This window comes from Pseudarthrobacter sp. PS3-L1 (genome assembly GCF_030063285.1).
In the GTDB taxonomy this organism is placed as follows: domain Bacteria; phylum Actinomycetota; class Actinomycetes; order Actinomycetales; family Micrococcaceae; genus Arthrobacter.
On sequence record NZ_JASISU010000003.1, the window covers coordinates 569,576 to 593,332 of the forward strand.

The following is a 23,757-nucleotide window of genomic DNA, read 5'->3' on the forward strand; positions in this document are numbered from 1 at the left end:
GTGTCCGGAACAATGGTTGCCATTACTGACGAAGAACACTCCGCAGCTCTTTCGATCTTCGGTGATCGACTGGGGTTGGCCCAGCGCTATGTTGAACACCTTGCTACCTCGGGAACTGAACGTGGGCTTATAGGTCCTCGTGAAATTCCTCGCCTCTGGAGTCGGCACGTCCTGAACTGCGCTGTTATCGAACGCGAGATCGCCCAGGGCAGCCAGGTTGCGGATGTTGGCAGTGGTGCCGGACTCCCGGGACTTTGCCTGGCGATTGCCCGTCCCGATCTGGAATTGACGCTGATCGAACCGTTGGAGCGGCGTTGCATCTGGCTTCAGGAGGTCGTGGACGACCTAGCGCTCGACAACGTGAGTGTCATGCGAACACGTGCTGAGCTGGCCGTAGGTAAGATCTCAGCTGATGTGGTGACAGCCCGTGCAGTATCAGCGTTGACTAACCTCGCCGGGCTGACCATTCCCCTCCTTGGAGGTAAAGGCGTAGTGGTGGCTATCAAGGGACGCAGCGCGGCGGACGAAATTGAAAAGGCCACAAAGGTGATCCGCAAGCTTGGGGGTCGCGAGACCACTGTGTTAACAGTTGGCGAGGGCCTCCTGGCTGAACCAACAACTGTTGTACGCATTGTGGTGGACAAAGCAACCAAAAAGTCCCGATGACCCTGTCCACAGTGTGTGGGCCCCAGCGGTTAGGCTAGTCAACGGAAGCAAAAAGCTGAACGAGAGTGAGTGAGTCCCTGTGACCAGTAGCGAAGCCTCCACGCAACGGATACCGCCGTTCGTGTCCTTGGGTTCTGCGCGTTCAGCGTCTCCTGTTCCAGCGGTTTCAACTGCCAAGCAACCTAAAAAGGTTGATAGCAAGGCAGTAACCGCTCGTGTTTCACGTGAAACAAAAAAAGGTTCACTTGAGGCAATGGATGAGTCCAGTCCCATCGCAAGGGAGCTTGCTCACGAGAACCGCCGCCGGGAACGGCTTGCGGGCAGATCCTTGCCGAAGCCTTCCGCGACGCGAACATTCACAGTGTCGAACCAGAAGGGCGGGGTCGGGAAGACCACGACGACGGTCAACATTGCGGCTGCTCTGGCGTCGGCTGGTCTGCAGGTTCTGGTTATCGATATAGACCCACAGGGTAATGCCTCGACAGCTCTCGGAATCGATCATCACGCAGACGTCGACAGTATCTACGATGTGCTGATCAACGATCTTCCGTTGGCCGATGTCGTCGCCCCATGTCCGGACATCGGAAATCTGATCTGTGCGCCGGCTACTATCCACCTGGCTGGGGCTGAAATTGAGCTCGTATCGCTTGTTGCCCGTGAGCAGAGGTTGCGGAGGGCCATTGATGTCTATGCGAAGTTCCGGGCTACCGAAGGTCTCCCCCGGTTGGATTACATTTTTATCGATTGTCCGCCAAGTCTCGGCCTTCTTACCGTTAACGCATTCTGTGCAGCTAGTGAAGTGCTTATCCCTATCCAGTGTGAGTACTACGCACTAGAAGGATTGAGCCAGCTACTTAAAAATATCGAGATGATTCAAAAACATCTTAATGCCGATCTGGAAGTGTCCACAATCCTTCTCACGATGTATGACGGCCGAACCAATCTTGCTGCACAGGTTGCTGCCGAAGTACGTGAGCATTTCCCCAATGAGGTGCTGGCCGCCGTTGTACCCCGGTCGGTAAGGATTTCAGAGGCACCCAGCTATCAGCAGACGGTGATGACCTACGACCCATCCTCAAGCGGAGCGCTGTCCTATTTGGAAGCCGCTTCTGAAATTGCCGAACGCTAAAACCTAGTCGATCTGACCTACTTAGGGCTGGGCACTGCCTGGCTCTTCCATCGGAGGGAATCCATCATGAGCGAGAAGCGACGGGGCCTAGGCCGCGGTCTTGGCGCACTCATCCCCAGTTCGGCGCCCGTAGCGGGAACAACAGGTGGGGCAGCATCGCGACCCGTAGACCTGTTCTTCCCCGAAGGTAGGCGTAAGACAGACGACAAAGACAGCCCTGCGTCAGGTACTTCAAATGCATCTGAGCCGCAGACTCCCCCAACGCCCGGAGGAACCAACGCATCAGAGATTCCTGAATCTTCTGATTCCTCGACGAAGAAGAAGACAGGTTCAAAGGAATCAAAAGCGGGTCCCGGGTCTCAGACACCGTCGGCTGCTTCAGCTGAACGTGTTGACTCTGATGGCGTGGAAAAGATCGTTGAAAATGTGGCCCAGGAGGAGACAACCGACCTGGTTGAGGTACCGGGAGCCAGGTTCGCCGAGATCTCAGTAGACTCCATCCACCCCAATAGGAAACAGCCCCGCTCTGTCTTTAATGAAGAGGACATGGCGGAATTGATTCACTCCGTCAAGGAAATTGGTGTCCTGCAGCCAATTGTTGTTCGTTTATCCACTGAAATCGGTGGAGAACCCTATGAGTTGGTCATGGGTGAGCGTCGATGGAGGGCAGTTCAGGCCGCTGGCCTGGTAACAGTTCCGGCAATTGTTCGTGACACCAACGATGATGACCTTCTGCGGGATGCGCTCTTGGAAAACCTGCACAGGAGCCAGCTGAATCCATTGGAGGAGGCAGCTGCGTATCAGCAGCTGCTAGAAGACTTTGGTACCACTCATGAGCAGCTCGCAGATCGTATTGGTCGTTCCCGGCCACAGGTATCAAACACCATCCGACTGCTCAGGCTGCCGGCTCTTGTTCAGCGGCGTGTTGCAGCAGGAGTGATTTCAGCTGGCCACGCAAGGGCCCTTCTATCCCTTCCTGACGCTGCAGCAATGGAGAGGCTGGCGCAGCGCATAGTTTCAGAGGGAATGTCTGTCAGGTCTACAGAAGAGGCCGCTGCTCTCTACCAGGAGCCCAGTAAGCAAGGGAAAGGTAACATTCCAAAGGCTGGGGCACGTCATGAGCGGCTGGATTATTTGGCCTCTTCTCTATCTGACCGATTGGACACGAACGTAAAGATCTCCTTGGGAGTCCGTAAAGGGCGCGTGAGCATCGAATTTGCCAGCGTTGAGGACCTCAATCGGATAATGGAAGTTCTTGCGCCGGATTCCGATGGCTAAGTGCCAGAGCCGTTATGTGGCATATGTTTCACGTGAAACGGTTAGGCCTGCGACTCCATGTGGAGATCGTTCGTCCCTTGTGGTGATTGTTCGTCCCTTGTGGTGATCGTTCGTCCCTTGTGGTGATCGTTCGTCCCCTGTGGTGATCGTTCGTCCCCTGTGGTGACGGACGAGGGAGTATTGGACGCCTAAATTCGTGGCGAGGCAGATTTGTGAGATTCCTTTGACGTTTTTTGTCTGAATCCCAGGAATGTAGATGATGCGAAGTGCATGGTTGTGCCTTGCCAAATCTAAATTGACGCATCAAATATCTGGTCGTGACACGTTGACTGTTCGCCGGTGCAGCGTGGCCATGGCTAGCTGGGCCGATATTGTTCATCCTAGGCATGATTCGTTGTTGTGAACCGGTAGCCCTTTTGTTGCCTTTCGGTATGGACAGTGTGATCAATCGCTAGCACTAAGGGGCGCGTTCGTTTGCATGCCTAGTTGGGGTTCAGGAGCTTGTGTGGCGACGTATGTGTGTAGTCCTATCACTACCCTTTTGTGGGCTCTTATAGAGGCTCCAGAGTTGCTCGAACCCTAGAACCTATTGCTGGGCACTGCAGCAAGGAGCATGGACGGTAGCGCCTTGACATACGTATTTTGGGCAATCTGCATCATTACCCACCAGCTTGTTTCCCCCGGGCGTGATGTCTGCGGAATACCTCGAACGCAAAGTGACTGGAGGATGTCACCAATCCATCTCGAAGCAAGATGTTGTACTTGGGGAATGGTGTAGGTCGTTGCGATGGTTGGTGAAAGAGATCAAGCCAGGAGCGGACAGCCCTTTTCCTTAAATCTTCCCTAAGATCCTGGGTATTGGCGTGATTTATCAGATTCCCATGCATTTGTGGATTGTGAATGACTATCAGTGAATCATGTTCTACAGCCTACTTGTTTGTCCGGGGGCCGAGCTGGGTGTGGATCGACCAAGAATGTCATTGCTAATAGCTGTCTTGTTTCACGTGAAACAAGTATGGTTCGAGCTGGCGTTCTGCGGGGTTCTGTACATTTGTGGCGCCAATTTTTTTTCAGTTGGGGACAGAATCCCTGGCGGCAATTCCATCTTTGTGGTTTGATCACCTACGTAGTCTTTACACCGCTGAATCTCAGGTGTTTCACGTGAAACTTGTCGTTGAGCGCGCAAGTGTATGGGTGACACTGCCTCTGCATTGGAGACATCTCCTCGTTGATTTTGAGCGGGATATCCTTCGGGGACCAAAGGGAGATGCGCCGAACCAGAGAGTGCTGGTTCTACTGCGGCAGGAATTCGGGAAGAGTGTCTCGGTATCTACAGTGACGGCGTCGTGAGGGTGCTGGAGTCCTCCTCCGGCCAGGGCCATCCTACAAATGCAGCTTGTGTGTGGTTGGCCCGTTGAACTATGACTTCATGCATGTTCATCGTCGATGGAATGCCCGGCTCGTGGTTTTTCACTACAGACGAAGTCATGAGGAACTACCGTAGATCGTTAACTAGATTGGCTGTGGATAAGAAGGATTGTGACTGTGCATAACCGATGGGATATTGTTCATTGGTCTATGTCGGGTACGGATTGCCGATACTTGTTTCCGAGCTGCACATGAGGACTTTCTTGGTTCGATGAACTGCCGACTGCGATCGGTGCAAGGGTTGGTTTGTGATGAGGCTGGTAGCTGCGTCAATTTTCTCCCACATTCACCTGGTTCCAAAGGAATTTAGGTTGATTACGGGCGGATTCGCTCTGTGTGGGTTGCTGCTCGCAGTTCTCAACTTCCCCGCGGAGCGCAGTGTCGGGTTGGTAAATACTTGCAGTGGCGCAGGGTGCAGTCTGTAGCCTGACAGGCGGCAATGAATGTGTGCTGTGGATATCGCTGTGGATAAGCGGGAACGGATCTGTGGATATCGGACGGACTTTTTGGCATTTCTATGGGCTTGGTCCAACAGGAACTCACCCAGACAGACCTCCGAGCCATTGGGATTGCATGATCGAATTGGGCCGCGTTGCTGAACTTGAGATCGCGCGCTGGCGTGACCCAATATTGGCGTTTCGAGCCCGGTATGACTCCACGCGACGGGGTCGACTGTGTCTATACTCCAATTGCAGTCAACACCCTGGTCAATCCGGCATCATAGAATCGGAGCGCATGGGGTGTCTGGACTCTGCCCGGGATTTTTCTCACCAATCCACGTAGTGTGAAGGCCTGGTTCAGGTGGATGCTTATGTTCGAGCTGCTTTTGCTGGTGATGGGAAGCCAGCGACTCGTCAAGGTGTAGAAGTTTTGCAATAACGCACAAGAATGTTTCACGGGAAACATTGATGCCGTAGACCACTGGCTTGTCCTACCCAATTTATTTGGCATGTTGCAATATTGCCAGTGTAGGCAGCCCATCATCTGGATGTTTCGGGCCGCTCCAACCCACGAGAGGCCTGAGGGTGCTGTTGGGTTGCCGCCAGGGGTCTGGAAGTATTCCGGGACGTTGATGACCCGTGTGCACTCCTTGGACAGGCTACGGTCGCCGTGCTCCCGAAAAGAATAGAGGTGAGTGAGATGTAGTTTGAGACAGTGGTTGGCGTGCTTGCGTACTCTCCCCCTCATCTGGCTCACTCATAGGCTGGTCTCGTATTCTTGTTTTTTGTGATCGACTTAGCCGTTCATAATTTCAAGCAGCGGATGTTGCGTTGGATATCGGGTGGATGGATCTGGGAAGGAAGCCAGGGTCAGGTATGTTGCGCACCGTCTACTTGTGATGGATTTGAATGTTTCACGTGAAACCAGAGCGGCCGAATAGCCGTGAAGTGCTAAGCATCAGTAAGTTTTGAGCACTTTGTGACTCGGCAGGGCAGCAGATCTGGCAGCCCTTTAGGCTCCTCAGTGCGCTCTACATCGCATCAGATGGTTCGCAAGGGTCCTGAAGTTCGAAGTTTATGTGGATTCCGGGCTTCCTCAGGAAAGTTTCGACCAAATGTTGCTGAAGTAGTGTCGTTGACATTTTGATGGAGAGGTAAGCCTGAGTATCAAAAACCGGTGGGACCTGTTTGGATGAACAGGGGATCCTGAGCATGAGGCAGGCTGCGTTCCTTGTCGGGCTGCTTGGGGACAATGGAGCCTCATTCTGGTATGTTTCACGTGAAACAGGTCCACAGGTTGAACCGCCTGCCGGTTCATGAGATTGTAGTCATCGCATGGCGGTTCCAGGGCAGAACCCCTTAGTGACCACCTTGCGTCTGAGTATTGCTTCGGGTGAGCCAGAATAAGGTGTCGCCGGAATGGACCTGTACTAGGACACTGTCCGCCTCCCTTAGGTGGCTTTCAACAGGCGAGCTCTAAACTACGTACTAGGTTGCCGGCGTATCCGAGGAAAGTCGAAACGGCATACCGTACGTGCTTGATCACCCCTGGTTATGGCTCACAGAGGTTTGCGCATTCTTCCACGCGAATGAGTACCTGTGGTGTTTCACGTGAAACACCACCTTGACGATGGGAATTATCCGAAGGGATGTCCCGAAATTCTCTTGGCGTAACGGGAGAAACTGTGGTGTCTGGCGGTAGCAACTCCCGTGAACCGTGCACGGCACTGTAGGTAGTTGTGCAAGTCACCCTTTCGGGTTGTTATGTGACCTGAATATTCCCCACATCCCGTGACGTGCCACGGAGCTTGTTTTTCATTTTCAGATGGCCCGCACAAACGCCGGAGGTACGGTCCGGAGGCGATAGCTCACGGAGGGCAGTTGGCAGCGTGTCCAGCGAACCGAGGATTCGGCCATGACATTTGTGCAAAAAAAGAGGACTTCAGGTTGGTACCTGAAGCCCTCTCTTAAGCTCGCTGGCGAGCGTCGGTCCCTACTTAGGAAAGAACGCCTGCGAATTCCTTTTCAAAGAACTGCTTTGGCTTGGCGCCAATTACGGTGCTCTTCACCTCGCCGCCCTGGAACAGGTATACCGCCGGAATTGATGTGATTCCGTACTGTGCCGCGATTCCTGGATTGTCATCAACGTTGACCTTGACGACGTCGATCTTTTCGCTGTATTCGATGGAAAGCTCATCGAGTATGGGGCTCAACTTGCGGCAGGGCCCGCACCACTCAGCCCAGAAATCCACAATGACTGGCTTCTCGGAGCCCAATACATCTGTTGCGAAGCTTGCGTCTGTTATATCTTTTGCGTTGCTCATTGCTGTCTCTCTTTCCAATGAAATGGATAGTTCTAGGCGGGAAGATCTGCCAGGTAGTGCTCTACGTCAATTGCAGCGGCGCAACCCGAACCCGAAGCTGTGATCGCCTGACGGTATGTTGGGTCTATGACGTCGCCAGCAGCAAAGACACCCTTGAGGCTGGTACGCGAGCTTCGGCCCTGAACGGCAATTGTTCCTTCCGGGGTCAGCTCGAGGACATCCTTGACCAAGTGCGTTCGAGGATCGTTTCCAATGGCGACAAAAACGCCCGTGACTGCAAGCTCGGATTCGGTGCCGTCCTGGAGATTCTTTAGCTTCAGACCAGTCACCTTGTCCCCACCAAGAACATCTTCAACACCGGAATTCCACACGAAGGTGATCTTCTCGTGGGCCAGCGCCCGGTCCGCCATGATCTTTGAAGCACGTAGTGTGTCACGGCGATGGACCACTGTCACTGACTTGGCAAACTTCGTGAGGAACAAAGCTTCTTCCATTGCGGAGTCTCCCCCACCAATGACAGCTATGTCCTGATTTTTGAAAAAGAAACCATCGCAGGTTGCGCACCAACTGACACCGTGGCCTGAGAGGCGTTTTTCGTTGGCCAGGCCCAATTCACGGTACGCGGATCCGGTAGAAAGGATGATGGCCCTGGCCCTGAACGTTTCCCCGGTGCCAATGGTGACCGTCTTGATATCACCCTCAAGCTCCAAGGACGTGACATCCTCAAACTGGATTTCCGTACCGAAGCGAGCCGCCTGCTTTTCGAAGTTCTCCATGAGGTCCGGCCCCATGATGCCTTCAGGGAAACCTGGGTAGTTTTCGACATCGGTGGTGTTCATGAGCTCACCACCTGCGGTAACGGAGCCTGCGAGAAGCAAAGGATTCAGGTTGGCGCGGGCAGTGTAGACAGCTGCCGTATATCCCGCCGGACCGGACCCAACGATGATGACGTCGCGGACATCAGTTGCTGTGCTATCTGTGGTGCTCACGAAACAGTTAACCTCTTCCTTTGTGGTGGTTAGCCCGTGAGGGCTTCCATACGGCACAACTGATGCGTAGTGCCTAATATTCCTGCGGAGCAGGGATCGACTGACCTACTGGACCGTGATTTCAGCCAAGCGAAGCCCGAAGCCATAGCGGGTTTTGGGGACCGCCAGCTTAGGGAGTGTCTTGATGGAGACGATAACGTACTCTGCTGTTTCTGGTTCTGCTGCGGGCACGGTTAGTTCCGTGCCGGTGAAGCCGCTGTTGCCAAGTTGTTTGGCGCCGTCCAGGGACGGCTTGCTGTTAGTGAAGATACTGACATTGCCACCGGATGCCCCCAATTGGGTGAGGGTGACGGAAGAAACCCTGGAGGGTTCCTTCAGCTTTACCACCAGCGGAACCCCCTCTGGAGCCAATCCGCCCCAGTTCTCCGTGGCGAATTCCATGTCAGACCAGTAGCTGGCCGTGTTACCGTCAAAAGCCTTGGCCAAGTCACCGTCATAGCCTGCAGCGAAGTCGAAAGCGCCCTGCCTCGTCACTGTATCGATGACTGGAGCTACAGCCGGTGGGGCCGTTGTTTCCGAAGGGGAGGGTGACGGCGCAGTCGTGGAGGGCGGGGCCGGGGCCGGTTCGGTGACCACTGGATCTGCGCTCTGATCGCTGGCTGTCGTGATTGACCCGAGGCCGTTGACTGCAAAGACAAGCCCGCCCACCAGGACAACTGCCAGTATGCCGCCGACAAGCCAGCGCATGGACCGTGGTTCACGGGCTTCTTCGCCATCGCCGTCATCGTCGATGTCGGGAGTATCAGCAGGTTCGGACGCAGCGGCCGGAGTGCCTTTTCGTGCGAGGAGCGGAAACGCTGCAGCAGCCCTGTTTTTCGATGCTGGCTCCTCGGGTGTCTGATCCTCCCAACTGGGTACGTCGCGTGAACTGTCACTGCGATAATCGTCCTCCGACCACAGGGAGACTTTGGGCTCCCCAGAAGGTCTTCCAGAGTGAACGGTCTGGGGGGCGGTGGAATCGGACTCATGTGGAGCGTCGGTCCGCGTGGGCGGCTGGACTGGTTCCGCGGCGGAGCTGGCGGGGTAAGGGTCCACCTGGCTCGAGTACTGGTCGTCATAGGTGATAAATCCGGCGTCGACGCCGTTGTCCTCACCGTACACTTCGGGTTCGGTAGAGCGGGGCTGGCCAAATATTTCACTGCCCAGCGTGTCCGTGAAGAACGGTTCCACGTAGGGCGGATTGGAGGCTACTACCAGATCAAGAAGATCCGGGGCCGAGGTGTGATTGGTGATCAGGTAGGTGTGTTCCTCGCTGACTCCCAGATCCAAGACCTGCACGCTGCCTGGACGTTCACCGGTTGCAACTTCGCGGGCGCTCTGTGCGACCTGGTCGCCATTGCCTGGCCCAGCCACCAGGATGCTGACGGGCCTGTTGAGCACCTGATCCACGCCATCCAATACCAGGTCCTGGTCGTGGGAGGTCAAAACCGTTGCTGTGACCTTGTAGCGGCCACCAAGTACTGATCCAACATCGATCGGCTGGGACACGAGTTCCTCCTAGACTGTCCGGGGCTGGGAGCGGGCCTGGCCTGTTGTCCAAGATCTGCGCCAGCACGCCATGGAAAGCCGCTGCGCAACTATCCCTTTTTCCTTACCCGATCCTAGCGGATACAGGCCTTCGGGGGCCGATGATGGGTGCTGGCTATGAGGATTGTGGCTACTTTTCTTGGCCGGTCGTTGAGGGGAAGTCAGGGTTCTGTCCTGCAGGCCCCTGGTAGGTGTGACGTCCAAAAGGCAGGTTCTCCGGGGGTTGAGTGCGACCTGGAGCGGCGTCCAGGTGTTCTTCTTCTGGCAGGTAGAAACTCGCCGGCTCTGGTGTGAGCCGGTCTGAATCGGTGTCACGGGAGTCAACAGTGCCAGCGCGGGTGGCGCGGTAGGCAGTGGCATCGAAGGCTCCGGAAATACTGGGAATGAGTCCGGTATCAAGAGCTACAGTCTCCATTGTTGCCGTCGAGAAAGGCTGGCGGAGAGGCGCTGGTGGAGCGCCTGAATCCACGGGTGACCGGGGAGGTTGTGGAGCCGGCCCTTGTTGCCCTCCCCCGTTGCCGTCGTCGTCGGGGCCCTTGCTGAACCGTCCCATCAGGGGACGAAGGAGATCCCGCAGTTCCGTAACCCGAAGGACCTTCAGTAGAACCAGGTAGACCACCAGCATGATCGGTCCCACCACCACAAGGGTGACAACTGCTGCTGGCCTGGAGCTCCAAGCGAACCCGTCGCCGCTGTAGCTTCCGAGCAGGCCCAACGCGCCAGCGCCGACAACTGCGGACCCGAGGGCTGCGTAGCCCATGCGGATATACGAAGAGGCAATTCGCGGCCCATCCAGGTGTCCGAGCATTCGACGCAGGAAGAAGGCGCTGATCACAACGGAGAGGATGTTTCCGGCGGTGTAGAGGCCCGCGATGGCGTAGATGATGGTGCCAACGGGCAGGAACTGGATGACAAAGGCGCCAACCACGTTAAGGCCGGCCAGGAACAGTTGGATATAAAAAGGTGTTCTGGCGTCTTCGTTCGCGTAGAACACCCGGCTCATCATGAAGTTGGCGCTCATAAAGGGGGTACTCAGGGCAAGGATGGTCAATGTCTGGGCCAACATGACACCGTCCTGGGTACTGCCGCCCGAGAAGAACATGCCCAGCGGACCGGCAAGGGCAAAGAGGGCCAACGCGCCAAAAACGGTAGCTACTGCCATGGTCCGCAGACCGTGCGACAGGGCACCGCGGAGGGCTGGCGTATTTCCGTCCTGGGAAGCGCGTGTCATCCGGTTGAAGAGCACAGTTGCCAGTGACAGCGCAATAATCGAGTGCGGCAGCAGGTACAACTGACTGGCGACCTCCAGGATCGCGTTGCCAGGCAGCCGGTCAGCGCCTGGTGCCCCCTCCGCCTGGAGGCGAAGCCGTTCTGCTCCGGGAATGGTGGCAATGCGCATCACGTACAGGAATGCCAACTGTCCGACGACGGCGGTCAGGAGCGTCCACACCCCTAGTTTTGCTGCCTGGCCAAGTCCCACGCCGCGCCAACCGAAGCGCGGCCGCAGCCCGAGTTTCAGCCGGAAAACCGGGATGAGGAGAATGGCGGTCTGGGCCACGACACCAATCGTCGAGAAACCAGCGACCAGGAAGGTCTGGGTGGACCCCCAGTTGTCCAGCGTGTGGGAATTGATGTTGTTTGCGCCGAAAATAACGATGAACATGCCCAGTCCGCCAATGGCTACCAGGTTGTTCAGAATGGGGGCCCACATTGCGGGACCAAAGGCGCCGTTTGCGTTAAGAACCTGCGTTAGCAACGCATACAGGCCGTAAAAGAAGATTTGGGGCAGGCACCAGAAAGCGAAAGTGACAGCGAGGGCCTTTTGCTGCGGCGAGTAACCCTGGGTGGTCAGGTCTATGACCACAGGAGCCAGCGCTGTCACCAGCGCTGTCAGGCTCAGCAGCACCAGCACGGCGAGGGTCAGGAGGCGGCTGATGTAATCGGCGCCGCGATCCGGAGCCTTACTGGCCTTGATGATCTGTGGCACCAGAACAGCATTGAACACACCGCCGGCCACCAGTAGGAAGATCAGGTTTGGCAGGTTGTTGGCGTTGATGAAGGTGTCATTAACCGTCGAACCCAGTCCAAGGGCGGCACCAAGCATCCACGTCTTTCCAAAGCCCAGCAGACGTGACACTAGGGTGCCAGCGGCCATGATGGCACTGGAGCGGGTCTCCCCAGCCTGGGAGCCCGATGAATCAGTGGGGGCCGCTGCTGGGAGACCTGCACTGCCGGGTTTCTGGGAGGATACGTTGCTAGACATCCGCTTTATCGTCTCACCCGGAGACCCCTCGGGTTGAAAAGCCCACACATTTCCGGCAAATTGAGTTCCCGAGAAGAGCTTTACTTATGGTCTGGCAGGACTTCCCGGGCAAGGTCCGCGATCCGGCGTTCATTCGGGAACGACAGTTTCCGGGCAAGTTCGGCCAGCGGAACCCACGCGACGTCGACCGCTTCGTGGTCGGGGTCATTCTCGATGGTGAGCACCCCACCCGTGGCTCGAAGGAGGTAGTGGTGCACTGTCTTGTGGACGCGGTGCCCACTGACGGTGAACCAGTAGTCGATGCTGCCAAGGGGAGCAAGAATACGTCCCTCAATCCCTGTTTCTTCAGCGATCTCGCGGACCGCTGCCTCCTCATTGTTCTCAACGCCCTCGGGGTGGCCTTTCGGAAGGCACCATTCCAACCGTCCGCCCCTGTTAAGGCGGGCAATAATCGCGACGCGAAGTTCGGCGTCGGACGTATCGATGACAACGCCACCGGCGGAGACTTCCTCCACTGTTGGGAGCTGTACCGAGGCGTGCGGCTGGGCAGGCGCAACGTGGGCACCGATTGCCGATGGCAACGGTGCGTTTGTCCTCCTGCCGGGAGCGCTCGGTACGGGTTGGGCCATGAGGTCCACTCTAACGACTCTTGCCCGTTGGTGATGACCGAATCGTGTCCTCCAGGACGACTAAGGGAAGACAAAAGGTGACGGAGCGAACTCGGATTACGCCCAAACTGGCACATCCCGGGGCAGGTCCTGGCTTCCCAATGCCGTTCTTTCTGCCAAGCTTAAGGAACTATGGCGCACGCACATCAGGGATCCGGCTCCCCAACAGTTGAATTCGCAGTGGACCCCGTTGTCCTGGAACTCGGGCAACGCTTTGTTGCTGCCGGGTATGAGTTGTCGCTGGTGGGCGGTCCCGTCCGGGACCTCTTTTTGGGGCGGCAGTCGCCAGACCTTGATTTCACCACAAACGCCACGCCGGACCAGACCGTCACCATCATCAAAAAATGGGCTGACAACTTTTGGGAAATCGGCAAGGCCTTCGGGACCATTGGAATGCGTAAGGCAGGATTCCAGATTGAGGTAACCACTTACCGCGCTGAGGCTTACGACCCTGAATCACGCAAGCCCGTGGTGGCTTTCGGGTCATCACTGATTGATGACCTGCAGCGACGGGACTTCACCATCAACGCGATGGCGCTGCGCCTCCCCAGCCTTGAACTGGTGGACCCTTTTGGCGGTGTGAGGGACCTGCATGACCTCCGCCTCGCTACGCCCGGGTCACCGGAGGACTCGTTCTCCGATGATCCCCTGCGCATGATGCGTGCTGCCCGTTTCGCCTCAGCATTGGGTGTCACTGTCCGGGACGATGTCCTTGCAGCTATGACGTCCATGGCGGATCGGATCAGCATCATCTCCGCAGAACGTGTCCGTGACGAGCTCGTGAAGCTGATCTGCGGCGCCCATCCCCGTCACGGGATCAACCTGCTGGTGGATACAGGAATCGCGGACCATGTCCTTCCGGAAGTTTCGGCCCTTCGGCTTGAATCTGACGAACACCACCGCCACAAGGATGTCTACCAGCATTCCCTGCAGGTAGTTGAACAGGCGGCGGCGCTTGAATCTGGACCAGAAGGTGCCGTTCCGGGCCCGGATTTTGTGCTGCGGTTTGCGGCATTGATGCACGACGTCGGCAAGCCGGCTACGCGGCGCTTCGAACCAGGCGGCGCGGTCAGCTTTCGCCACCATGACATGGTGGGTGCCAAACTCACCGCAAAACGCATGAAGGCCTTGCGCTTTGACAATGACACCACCAAGGCTGTTGCGAGGCTCGTGGAGCTGCACATGCGCTTTTACGGGTATGGGGAGGCCGGTTGGAGTGATTCGGCCGTGCGTCGTTACGTCACGGACGCAGGCCCGCTCCTGCACCGCCTGCACCGCCTGACGCGTTCTGACGTCACCACCCGAAACCAGAAGAAGGCAGACAGGCTTTCCTTTGCCTATGACGATCTGGAGTCCCGTATTGCCGACATCCAAGAACGCGAGTCCCTCGAAGCCGTCAGACCAGACCTCGACGGGGCGCGGATCATGGAATTACTCAAACTGAAGCCAGGCCCAGTGGTGGGCCGGGCCTATCGATTCCTCCTTGAGGAAAGAATGGAACACGGCCCCCTTGACCTCGGGGACGCAGAAAATAAGCTTCATGCTTGGTGGGCCGAACAGCCAGAGGCAGCCACCCCAGCCGAAACCGACGTTGAGCCCCCCAAGGAGACAAAGTGAGCCCTTCAAACACTGCCGCACGTCCGCAGTTATGGATCCTGCGCCATGGAGAGACCGAATGGTCCAAAAGCGGGCAGTACACCGGCCTGACGGATATTCCACTAACCGTGGAAGGAGAACGGCAGGCAGTCGATGCGCGCAAAGTCCTGGAAGGGATCGATTTTGACCTGATTTTGACCTCGCCGCTCCGACGTGCGCGCCGGACCGCCGAGCTGGCTGGTTTTCCCGAAGCTGAGCTGGAGCCGCAAGCCGTGGAGTGGGATTACGGCGACTATGAGGGCATAAGTTCGGACCTGATCCGCAAGGACAACCCGGACTACCTCATCTGGAATGATGGCGTGCCCAACGGTGAGTCCCTTGCGCAGGTGGCCGCCCGTGCGGACCGGATAGTTGAGCGCGTCCTCGAGTCGAAACTGGATAATGTCCTGGTGGTTGCCCATGGCCACTTTTCTCGAATCCTGACGGCCCGCTGGCTCGGATTGGCACCGGACGAAGGAAGGCACTTTGTGCTCGGCACCGCAAAGGTCTGCACCCTGGGCTGGGACAAGAAGACGCCAGCCATTGTCCGGTGGGGAATCTGATCTGCATCCACTGACCGTCGTCGCCTGGCGGTATGCTCAGGATCATGCCGGAGATCCCACCGCACCCGCCGCAGCGTCCGCTGCGGCTTGTTGTGCCGAGCGGGAGCGATTCCCTGCTGCGTCACTTCACCGAAGTCCTAGGCGGTCCGCTCGGAAAACGCACAGCTCCGGGGATTGTGGCACCGCACATTTTCACTGTGGAACGCGTCTTGATACTTCTTACGGTCGGAGCGGCGCTGCTTAGTATTGCGGTGAAGCAGTACTGCCGGACCAACGGCTGGGAGAGCCCGGCGCAGTTCTATTCGACGTGCTATTCCGATTTTCCCGAACTTTTCCGCAACCGTGGCATTGGCGACGGTACGTTGCCGATCTTCACTGCCGGGGCGTCCCTTGAGTACCCTGTGCTGATAGGTTTTCTGGCTGCCCTCACGGCGCTGTTGACCCCCGGCGAGGGCTACAGTGCAGCCCGCAGCCTGGCGTATTTCGATATCAACGCAACATTGATTGCCGCCGTCTGGATTGTCACGGTGATAGCCACTGCGAGGATGGCAGGCAGGCGGCCATGGGATGCCGCCATGGTGGCCCTTGCGCCGGGGATTGTCTTGGCGGGGGTCATCAATTGGGACATGTGGGCTGCCGGACTCCTGGCCATGGGCATGCTGTTTTTTGCTAGGAACCGCCTGGTGCCGGCAGGTATCCTGATTGGTCTTGCGGTGGCCACCAAGCTCTATCCAGTGATTTTCTTGGGAGCTATCTTTCTCTTGGGTCTGCGGACCGGCAGATGGCGTCCGTTCATTGTGACGACCGCTGCTGCGGCAGCAACCTGGGGTGCAGTCAACCTTCCAGTTGCCTTGTTGAACCCGGCGGCGTGGGAATCATTTGGCCAATTCTCTGTTGGCCGGGAAGCCGGGTATGGTTCCGCGTGGTTTGCCTACAATCTGGTAGCCGGCCAGACGGGGAGTTCGGTCCTTGAACCACGGACCATCAACCTGCTTTTCGCGGGCCTTTTTGTTCTTAGTTGCCTCGGAATAGCCGCTGTTGCAGTGACAGCAGAACGCCGGCCACGGCTGGCCCAGCTTCTCTTCCTGGGAGTGGCCGCTTTTATCCTGTGCAACAAGGTCTACTCGCCACAATTTGTTGTCTGGTTGATCCCGCTCATTGCGCTGGCCCGTCCACGGTGGCGGGATTACCTTGTCTGGCAGGGGGCAGAAGTCCTGCACTGGGCGGCAACCTGGATGTACCTCGGACGGATCACCAGCAACGGCCCCTCGCAGCACAACATTGATACGCCGTATTACGTCCTGGCAGTAATCCTACATATGCTCGCCACGGCATATCTTATGGCAAGGGTGATCTGGGACATTTATCAGCCTGCAATGGACCCCGTCCGTCGCCAGGGGATGGACGATCCCCAAGGCGGTCCTTTTCGCGAAGCCCCAGACGCACGCTACTTTCCACTGCGCCGCGGAGGTGGAGCAACCTCGTACGATGGCATGCACGCCCTTCTTGATAAATCGGCGACGGAACCACGTGATCAACGCGCGAAAGGGAATCATGCCTGATGCAGTAGTGGTGGGAAGTGGTCCCAACGGGTTGTCTGCGGCGGTCACCCTGGCACGGGCGGGGTTGGCCGTAGAACTGCATGAAGCAGCTCCCACCGTCGGAGGTGGCATGCGGACTATGGAGCTGATGCGGCAGGGCTACGTCCATGACATGTGTAGTGCCGTGCATCCCATGGCCCTGGCTTCCCCGTTTTTCACGGCCTTTGGTCTACGGAACCGTACCGAGATGCTGGTCCCGGATATCTCCTTTGCCACGCCTTTGGACGACGGCCGGTCAGCACTCGCCTATCGTTCGCTGGAGCGCACAGCAGTTGAACTGGGCCGTGACGGGCTGGCCTACCAGTCGCTGATGGCACCACTGGTGGAACGTCTGAGCGGCATACTGGACCTGACACAGAACCAGCTCCTGCGGATTCCCAGGGAGCCGATTGCAGCGGCTGTCTTCGCCGCCAGGGTCCTCGAACAGGGCACCAGGATGTGGGGACTACGCTTTCGGGAAGATCTGGCGCCAGCCTTGATCAGTGGTCTCGCAGGACACGCCATCACGCGACAGCCGGCGCTGACATCTGCCGCCGCTGGCCTGATGCTTGGTGCCCTGGGACATGCTGAAGGCTGGCCCATTCCAGTGGGTGGATCCGGCGCCATTGCCGCCGCGCTGACAGAGGATTTCCAGGCCCACGGTGGGATAGTGCACACCAATCACCGGGTTGATTCGCTGGCGGAGCTCCCAGCCTCACGCGCCACCCTCCTGGACATCGCGCCGGCGGGCCTGACCAGGCTTGCCGGCGGCGCACTGCCGCCGCGCTACGCCAAGGCCATGGCGGCGTTTCGCTACGGCAGTGCGTCCTGCAAGGTGGACTACATCCTGTCTGGGCCTGTTCCATGGGCGGACCCGCGCTTGGCCGGGGCGGGAACGCTCCACGTGGGTGGCACCCGGGCAGAACTCGCAGCATCGGAAAATGACGTTGCCGCCGGCAGGCACCCGAAACGTCCCTATGTCCTGGTGTCCCAGCCATCGACGTTCGATTCGACGCGGGCCCCGTCCGGCCATCACGTCCTGTGGACGTATTGCCATGCACCCGCAGGATCCACCGTTGACATGAGCGAGGCGATCACGGCTCAGCTTGAGCGATTCGCCCCCGGTTTCAGGGATCTGGTGGTCGATCACCATGTGACAACCGGGCAGCAGCTCGCCGACTACAACGAAAACTATGTTGGTGGTGACTTCAGTAGCGGAATCATGGACCTGCGGGGTCTTATCCGCCGCCCGGTCATCTCCCGTGTCCCATGGAAGACTCCGCTGCCCGGTGTCTATCTCTGCTCCTCTTCCACCCCGCCGGGCCCTGGCGTGACCGGTATGCCTGGATTCCTTGCTGCCCGCGAAGTGCTCGGATCAATCTTTGGGAAAGGTACTCCGTACCTTGGGCACCGGGGCACCTGATCCCTTCCCGTTGATGAGCTGGCATTAATTGACACCCCTTTGTTTGTGGAACCGGGCATAATGGGCGCCGTGGGGAATACGAAGAGAATGTCACTTGTCATAGCCAGCTTTGTTATGGGGGCGTCCTTGGTGGCGTGCGACGATCCGCGAACCGACGCGGAATCCGCTGCCGCCAAGCTTGCCGATGCAGTCCAAATCCAGGACGTCAGCTCCGTCCCCTTTGAGGGCCTCGAATCTGCGGCGGTCAATACTGAACTCCAGAGCATCTTCAAGGCATTGGAGCCAGCCAAACCAACCATTGACGTTGGTGAACTGACGCTCGAACAGGACACGGCAAAGGTTCCCCTGAACTACACCTGGGACATTGGCGGCACGCAGTGGAAGTACACGGTGTCCGCCCGGCTTGCCAAGTCCGAGAACGAGTGGGTGACCACCTGGTCGCCCGAGCTCCTCGTGGCAGGGCTCCAGGATGGTGAAGTCCTTCGACGGGCCACTATCGCTCCTCCACGTGCAGATTTCTTGGGTGCGGACGATGCCCCCATTGTGACAACCCGCGACGTGGTGAACGTTGGCATTGATAAGACCCGCCTCGGATCCGCGGATGCTGTCGACTCCGCCACCCAGCTTGCGATGTTGGTGGAGGTAGATCCGGCTGCGTTTTCCGCGCAGGTCAGTGCTGCGGGGCCCGAAGCATTTGTCGCTGCGATTACCCTCCGCGAGGAAGGACGCACCATTACCGACGAGCAAGTAAATGCCATTCCAGGGGGGTTTACCACCACGGAAAAACTCCCTCTTGCGCCCAGCCGCACGTTTGCCCGCGGCATCCTGGGAACTGTCAACCCGGTCAACAGTGAGCAGATTGAAGCGTCTGGGGGTGGACTTCTGCAGGGCGACCTGACCGGAAACGGTGGCCTGCAGCAGCAGTATGACGAGCGCCTGCGGGGCGTTGACGGACTGGAGATTTCCGCAGAAAATCCTGATTCAGGAGAAAGCGGCCCAGCGCCGCGCCCGCTTTTCTCAACTCCTCCTGTGCCTGGCGAACCACTGCGGACAACCCTGGACCTCGGGCTCCAGGAACTGGCAGAAAAAACACTCGCCGACGTCGGACCCGCCTCTGCGCTCGTAGCCGTCCGGCCGTCCACCGGTGCTGTCCTTGCGGCGGCGTCGGGGCCGGGAAGCAACGGCTACAACACGGCCATGCTCGGACAGTACGCCCCAGGCTCCACTTTCAAGATTGTGGATTCTTTGGCCATGATCCGGAACGGCGCTACGCCAGAGACCATAGTCCAGTGCACGCCGACCCTGAATGTAGAAGGCCGGACGTTCAAGAACGCTGAAGGTTACCCGGAAGGCTCGTTGGGCGATGTCACCCTCCGCGACGCCTTTGCACACTCCTGCAATACGGCGTTCATCGCTGCCCGGGATTCCGTGACGCAGGAGCAGCTGGAATCAGTGGCAACATCCCTGGGAGTGGCCATCGAGGCACCAAAGCTTGGTGCTGAGGCATTCCTGGGTTCCGTGCCCGGGCAGGCGGAAGGCACAGAACATGCCGCATCCATGATCGGCCAAGGAAAAGTCCTGGTGTCCCCCCTGTCTGCGGCAGTCATGGCGGCTTCTGTTGCCAAGGGAGCTACCGTTTCCCCACAGCTGGTTACCAATCCGGAAACCACCAGCAGGAGCGCAGCACCGAGTGCTTCGGCATCTCCGTCTGTCTCGGGGTCCCCGGAGCCGTCGACGGTGGCCAGCCCCCAGCCCACTGCCACGGGCCCGGTGTCGCCTGTTACCGCTGCTGAATCGGCGGCAATAGGGGACATGATGCGGGCCGTCGTCACTTCCGGCCATGCCGGCTTCCTGGAAGCTGTCCCCGGGGCTCCGGTCCAGGCGAAAACTGGAACCGCCGAATTTGGCAACGATACTCCCCCCAAGACCCATGCCTGGATTGTTGCCATCCATGGTGATCTGGCGGTTGCGGTATTTGTTGAAGAGGGAGGCCTGGGGGCTACGACGTCGGGGCCGCTCCTGCAGTCGTTCCTGACCGCGGCTGGATAACAGCTTCCACTGTCCCAGCCGGCAACGCATGGGAGGATGGGACCGTGGCCCATATTGACGTTTCTGCTATTGACTATTTCCTCTCTGACGGAACCCAGCTCCTCAACGGCGTGACCTTCAAGGTGCCCGATGGCACCAAAACGGCGCTGATCGGGCCCAATGGTGCGGGAAAGACAACCCTGTTCCGCATCATCGCCAATGACCTGACCGCAGATGAGGGCGTTATTGGCAGGTCCGGAAACATGGGGATCATGCGGCAGTTTGTTGGACAGGTACGCGACGATTCCACGGTTCGCGATCTCCTTGTCTCGGCCGCACCGCCAGTCCTGGCCGCCGCAGCAAAAACCGTGGATGCAGCCGAGCTCGCAATGGTGGAGCATGATGATGAACCCACGCAGATGGCTTATGCCCAGGCCATAGTCGACTGGGGTGACGTTGGAGGCTACGACGTCGAGACGGTCTGGGATGAAGTGTGCATGGCCGCTCTGGGCCTACCGTTCGACAAGGCCCAGCACCGGCCAGCCAGCACGCTCTCTGGTGGCGAACAGAAGCGCCTTGTCCTGGAGGCACTGTTTTCCGGCCCTGACGAACTGCTCCTCTTGGACGAACCGGACAATTACCTGGATGTCCCGGGGAAGCGGTGGCTGGAGAGCAAACTCAACGAGTCGCGCAAGACTGTCTTCTTCATCAGCCATGACAGGGAACTGTTGGACAATGCGGCCGGGCGCATCGTCACCCTGGAACCTGGTATCAATGGAGCCAGCGCCTGGATCCACGGTGGGGGGTTCGGGACGTATGTTGAAGCACGTGCTGACCGCCATGCCCGATTCGAGGAGTTGCGGAAGCGGTGGGACGAGGAGCACATCAAGCTCAAGGAACTCGTTAACATGTACAAGAACAAGGCTGCGTTCCGCTCCGACATGGCCAACAGGTATCACGCAGCCCAGACGCGCCTGGCAAAGTTCCTGGAAGCTGGGCCTCCGGAAGCCCTGCCCATTGAGCAGAACGTGAACATGCGGTTGAAGGGCGGCCGCACGGCCAAACGTGCGGTTGTTGCGCAGAAGTTGGAACTGACAGGCCTCATGAAGCCCTTTTCCACCGAAATCTGGTTTGGCGACAGGGTGGGGGTCCTGGGCTCCAACGGCTCTGGGAAAAGCCACTTCCTCCGGCTGTTGGCCACGGGAGGAACTGACCCGGAGCGCGAGCACCTGCCCGTGTCCGATGTCGAGATTGCAGAAGTTCCGCATCAGGGCACCGTAAAACTCGGCGCGCGGATCCGGCCCGGTTTTTTCGCCCAGACCCATGTCCGCCCTGACTTGCTGGGTAAGACCCTGTTGGAGATCCTGCACCGGGGCGATGAGCACCGCTCTGGGATGGGCAGGGAGGCAGCTGCCGGAGCCCTCGACGGGTATGGGCTGGCTTCACAGTCGGAGCAGAAGTACGAGTCCCTCTCCGGTGGACAGCAAGCCCGCTTCCAGATTTTGCTGCTCCAGCTTTCCGGGGCCACGCTGCTGTTGCTCGATGAGCCTACGGACAACCTTGACCTGCATTCGGCAGAGGCTCTCGAAAAGGCCATCGATCATTTTGAGGGGACGGTTCTTGCCGTAACGCATGACAGGTGGTTTGCCCGCACGTTTGACAGGTTCCTGGTGTTTGGTTCCGATGGCAAGGTCTACGAATCCGAGGAACCTGTGTGGGACGAAAAACGTGTTGTCAGGGCGAGATAATAGCAGTCGATAGTGGTGGAACGTCCGTAGGGAAAGCCAAAAAGGTCCTTCTTAAAGGAATGCAATGTGGTCACGGACCGTTACCTCCGCGGCGATGAACGACGCATCCTCGCAGATCATTCAGTGGAAGTAGTGAGCGCATGAAAACTTCGGTGGAATCCCGCGTTCGAGCGGCTTCCTTGGCCACCTTCGTCATCTTCGGCGCCAATGGGCTCGTCTTTGCCAGCTGGGCTGCCCGTATTCCAGCAGTCACCGAGATCCTGGATATCAGCTCTGGGCAGATGGGAACCCTTCTGCTGTGCGCAGCTGTTGGATCGCTGCTGGGACTCCCGACGGCGGGCTTCGTGGTGGGGAGGTTGGGAACCGCCAATACGGTGCGTGCCGCAGGGATGGTCGCGTCGATCGCTGGCCTTGGAATAGCCGGGGCACTGCACATTGCGTCGTCTCCCGCCCTGGCCGTGGCGCTGTTCTTCTTTGGGATCGCCATTGGACTCTGGGACGTGGCACAGAACCTGGAGGGCGCCGACGTCGAACATCGCCTCAGGCGCACCATCATGCCGCAGTTCCATGCGGCCTTCAGCGGTGGAGCATTTATTGGGGCGCTGATTGGATCCGGACTCTCCGGAATGGGGGTGGGGCTGCCCCTCCACCTCGTGGTCATTTCCATTGTGGTGGCAGCAGTGACAACCGTCGTGCCGCGATTTTTTCTCCCGCATCAAGCGGAGCCTTCCACGCCAACAACGGAGGGCGCAGTCCAGGGCGGTACCTCAGCATGGCGGGATAGCAGGACCCTTCTGCTGGGCGTCGTGGTGCTGGGTGCAACGCTCACGGAGGGTGCCGGAAATGACTGGATTGCCAAAGCATCAGTGGATGGCCTGGGCACTACGGAGTCCGCGGGAGCCCTGCTCTTTGCCCTTTTTGTGTTGTCAATGACAGCCATGCGGTTTTTTGGCGGTCGGCTCATTGATCAGTACGGCAGAGTGGTTGTGCTCCGTGCCAGCATGGTCGCTGCCGCCGCCGGGCTGGGACTTTTTGTCCTTGCGGACAATCCGTGGTTTGCCGCAGGAGGAGTCGCTCTGTGGGGAGTTGGTGCCGCAATGGCTTTTCCGATGGGAATGTCTGCTGCAGCAGATGATCCCACCCAGGCGGCAAAACGGGTTTCCGTGGTGTCAACGATTGGATACACCTCATTCCTGGCCGGACCGCCACTTCTCGGTTTCCTAGGCGACATCACTGGTATCCATGCGGCACTCCTGGTGATCATGGCGCCTATCGTGTTGGCGCTGCTGCTAGCTGGTGTAGCGAAGCCGTTGCCAGCTAGGTAGTTTCACGACGCCCTTCGACACGGCCGCGCCGGGCATTTTTCTGGAAAGCAAGCCAGAGCGCGGGTACCACGGTGACGGCAAGAAGTATGCCCCCAAGGGTATCTGTGGCCCAGTGCGCCTGAAGGTAGATTCTGCTGAGCGCCATTGCCAGGCTCAGGACAAGCGCTAGAAGCCACATCCACCAGCGGGCAATCAGGAGAGCCAGCAGCAGCAGAAATGCAGTAGTGGTTGCTGTGTGACCAGAGGGAAAGGATCCTGTGTCAGTAAGGACCACCGTGTTGGGCGGACGAACGCGTCCTACTGCAGCCTTGAGGACCTGCAAGAGCAAAAGTACCAAACCACCGGAGGCCAGAGAGAAGAGTGCGTCGGCAGGACGGTGGCGAACAAACAGCAACAGGGTAAGGGTGGCCTGGAGCAGCAGAACCCCGCGGTAACCCGCAACGTTAAGTACCTGATTGACGGCATCGAGGGATGGACTCCGGGCATCAGCAACCCATGCGGTCCAGGCATCGTCGGGGGCCTGGAATATCGGGTGTTGGGCATCGGCAAGCAGGAAGGCTGTCAGGAGCCCCAGCGCAGCCAGGGCCACGGCGGCCACGCCCACTGTTCCGCCAGTGGGCAATTGCTGCGGGCGGATCGCGGAAAACATGGCTACATCCTAGCCCTGGAACCCGTAGGGCCAT

The 23,757-nt window shown here is 58.4% G+C and carries 16 protein-coding genes; 10 read left to right on the top strand and 6 right to left on the bottom strand.

Going from position 1 to position 23,757, the window contains the following annotated elements; all coding sequences use genetic code 11:
• Nucleotides 1–12 precede the first annotated feature (12 nt).
• The 3 genes from rsmG (at nucleotide 13) to QMG79_RS10600 (ending at nucleotide 3,073) form a co-directional block, all read left to right on the top strand.
• Complete coding sequence (gene rsmG / locus QMG79_RS10590) at nucleotides 13–666, top strand: 16S rRNA (guanine(527)-N(7))-methyltransferase RsmG (protein WP_283538711.1); 654 nt, start codon at nucleotides 13–15, stop codon at nucleotides 664–666.
• 79 nt (nucleotides 667–745) lie between these two features.
• On the top strand, nucleotides 746–1,795 hold the full coding sequence (locus QMG79_RS10595; RefSeq protein WP_283538549.1) for a ParA family protein: 1,050 nt from the start codon (nucleotides 746–748) through the stop codon (nucleotides 1,793–1,795).
• 66 nt (nucleotides 1,796–1,861) lie between these two features.
• Entirely contained in the window at nucleotides 1,862–3,073 is a 1,212-nt protein-coding gene (locus QMG79_RS10600) for a ParB/RepB/Spo0J family partition protein (RefSeq protein WP_283538550.1), read from the top strand.
• A 3,865-nt stretch (nucleotides 3,074–6,938) separates the two neighbouring features.
• On the opposite strand, the gene trxA is transcribed toward QMG79_RS10600, so the two are convergent.
• The 5 genes from trxA to QMG79_RS10625 form a co-directional block, all read right to left on the bottom strand.
• Nucleotides 6,939–7,265 carry a thioredoxin gene (trxA, locus tag QMG79_RS10605; protein ID WP_283538551.1) on the bottom strand — a complete coding sequence of 109 codons (327 nt, stop codon included), beginning with the start codon at nucleotides 7,263–7,265 and terminating at the stop codon, nucleotides 6,939–6,941.
• A gap of 32 nt (nucleotides 7,266–7,297) precedes the next feature.
• The gene (gene trxB / locus QMG79_RS10610; protein WP_283538552.1) at nucleotides 7,298–8,254 is read right to left on the bottom strand and encodes a thioredoxin-disulfide reductase; all 957 of its coding nucleotides are present in this window, start codon (nucleotides 8,252–8,254) and stop codon (nucleotides 7,298–7,300) included.
• A gap of 105 nt (nucleotides 8,255–8,359) precedes the next feature.
• Nucleotides 8,360–9,802: an ABC transporter substrate-binding protein gene (locus QMG79_RS10615; RefSeq protein ID WP_283538553.1), complete on the bottom strand. Its 1,443-nt coding sequence runs from the start codon at nucleotides 9,800–9,802 to the stop codon at nucleotides 8,360–8,362.
• A gap of 169 nt (nucleotides 9,803–9,971) precedes the next feature.
• The gene (gene murJ, locus QMG79_RS10620) at nucleotides 9,972–12,104 is read right to left on the bottom strand and encodes a murein biosynthesis integral membrane protein MurJ (RefSeq protein WP_283538554.1); all 2,133 of its coding nucleotides are present in this window, start codon (nucleotides 12,102–12,104) and stop codon (nucleotides 9,972–9,974) included.
• 80 nt (nucleotides 12,105–12,184) lie between these two features.
• On the bottom strand, nucleotides 12,185–12,733 hold the full coding sequence (locus tag QMG79_RS10625) for an NUDIX hydrolase (RefSeq protein WP_283538555.1): 549 nt from the start codon (nucleotides 12,731–12,733) through the stop codon (nucleotides 12,185–12,187).
• A gap of 171 nt (nucleotides 12,734–12,904) precedes the next feature.
• On the opposite strand from QMG79_RS10625, the gene QMG79_RS10630 reads away from it, so the two are divergent.
• The 7 genes from QMG79_RS10630 to QMG79_RS10660 all read left to right on the top strand — a co-directional run bounded on the left by QMG79_RS10630 (nucleotide 12,905) and on the right by QMG79_RS10660 (nucleotide 23,074).
• On the top strand, nucleotides 12,905–14,389 hold the full coding sequence (locus QMG79_RS10630) for a CCA tRNA nucleotidyltransferase (protein ID WP_283538556.1): 1,485 nt from the start codon (nucleotides 12,905–12,907) through the stop codon (nucleotides 14,387–14,389).
• Nucleotides 14,386–14,970 (top strand): histidine phosphatase family protein, encoded by a 585-nt coding sequence (locus QMG79_RS10635; RefSeq protein WP_283538557.1) that lies wholly within the window; start codon nucleotides 14,386–14,388, stop codon nucleotides 14,968–14,970. The genes QMG79_RS10630 and QMG79_RS10635 overlap by 4 nt, the downstream gene beginning before the upstream one ends.
• 44 nt (nucleotides 14,971–15,014) lie before the next feature.
• Nucleotides 15,015–16,532, top strand: coding sequence for a glycosyltransferase family 87 protein (locus tag QMG79_RS10640; RefSeq protein WP_283538558.1), 1,518 nt, complete (start codon nucleotides 15,015–15,017; stop codon nucleotides 16,530–16,532).
• Nucleotides 16,525–17,973 (top strand): phytoene desaturase family protein, encoded by a 1,449-nt coding sequence (locus QMG79_RS10645; protein ID WP_283538559.1) that lies wholly within the window; start codon nucleotides 16,525–16,527, stop codon nucleotides 17,971–17,973. Before QMG79_RS10640 ends, QMG79_RS10645 begins: the two co-directional genes overlap by 8 nt.
• Nucleotides 17,974–18,060: 87 nt before the next feature.
• Nucleotides 18,061–20,022, top strand: a complete 1,962-nt coding sequence (locus QMG79_RS10650; protein WP_283538560.1) for a penicillin-binding transpeptidase domain-containing protein — start codon at nucleotides 18,061–18,063, stop codon at nucleotides 20,020–20,022.
• Between the two features lie 44 nt (nucleotides 20,023–20,066).
• Nucleotides 20,067–21,749 carry an ABC-F family ATP-binding cassette domain-containing protein gene (locus tag QMG79_RS10655; protein WP_283538561.1) on the top strand — a complete coding sequence of 561 codons (1,683 nt, stop codon included), beginning with the start codon at nucleotides 20,067–20,069 and terminating at the stop codon, nucleotides 21,747–21,749.
• 140 nt (nucleotides 21,750–21,889) lie between these two features.
• On the top strand, nucleotides 21,890–23,074 hold the full coding sequence (locus tag QMG79_RS10660; protein WP_283538562.1) for an MFS transporter: 1,185 nt from the start codon (nucleotides 21,890–21,892) through the stop codon (nucleotides 23,072–23,074).
• Here QMG79_RS10660 and QMG79_RS10665 read toward each other — a convergent pair.
• The gene (locus QMG79_RS10665) at nucleotides 23,067–23,723 is read right to left on the bottom strand and encodes a phosphatase PAP2 family protein (protein WP_283538563.1); all 657 of its coding nucleotides are present in this window, start codon (nucleotides 23,721–23,723) and stop codon (nucleotides 23,067–23,069) included. The two genes, QMG79_RS10660 and QMG79_RS10665, sit on opposite strands and share 8 nt — an antisense overlap.
• Nucleotides 23,724–23,757 lie beyond the last annotated feature (34 nt).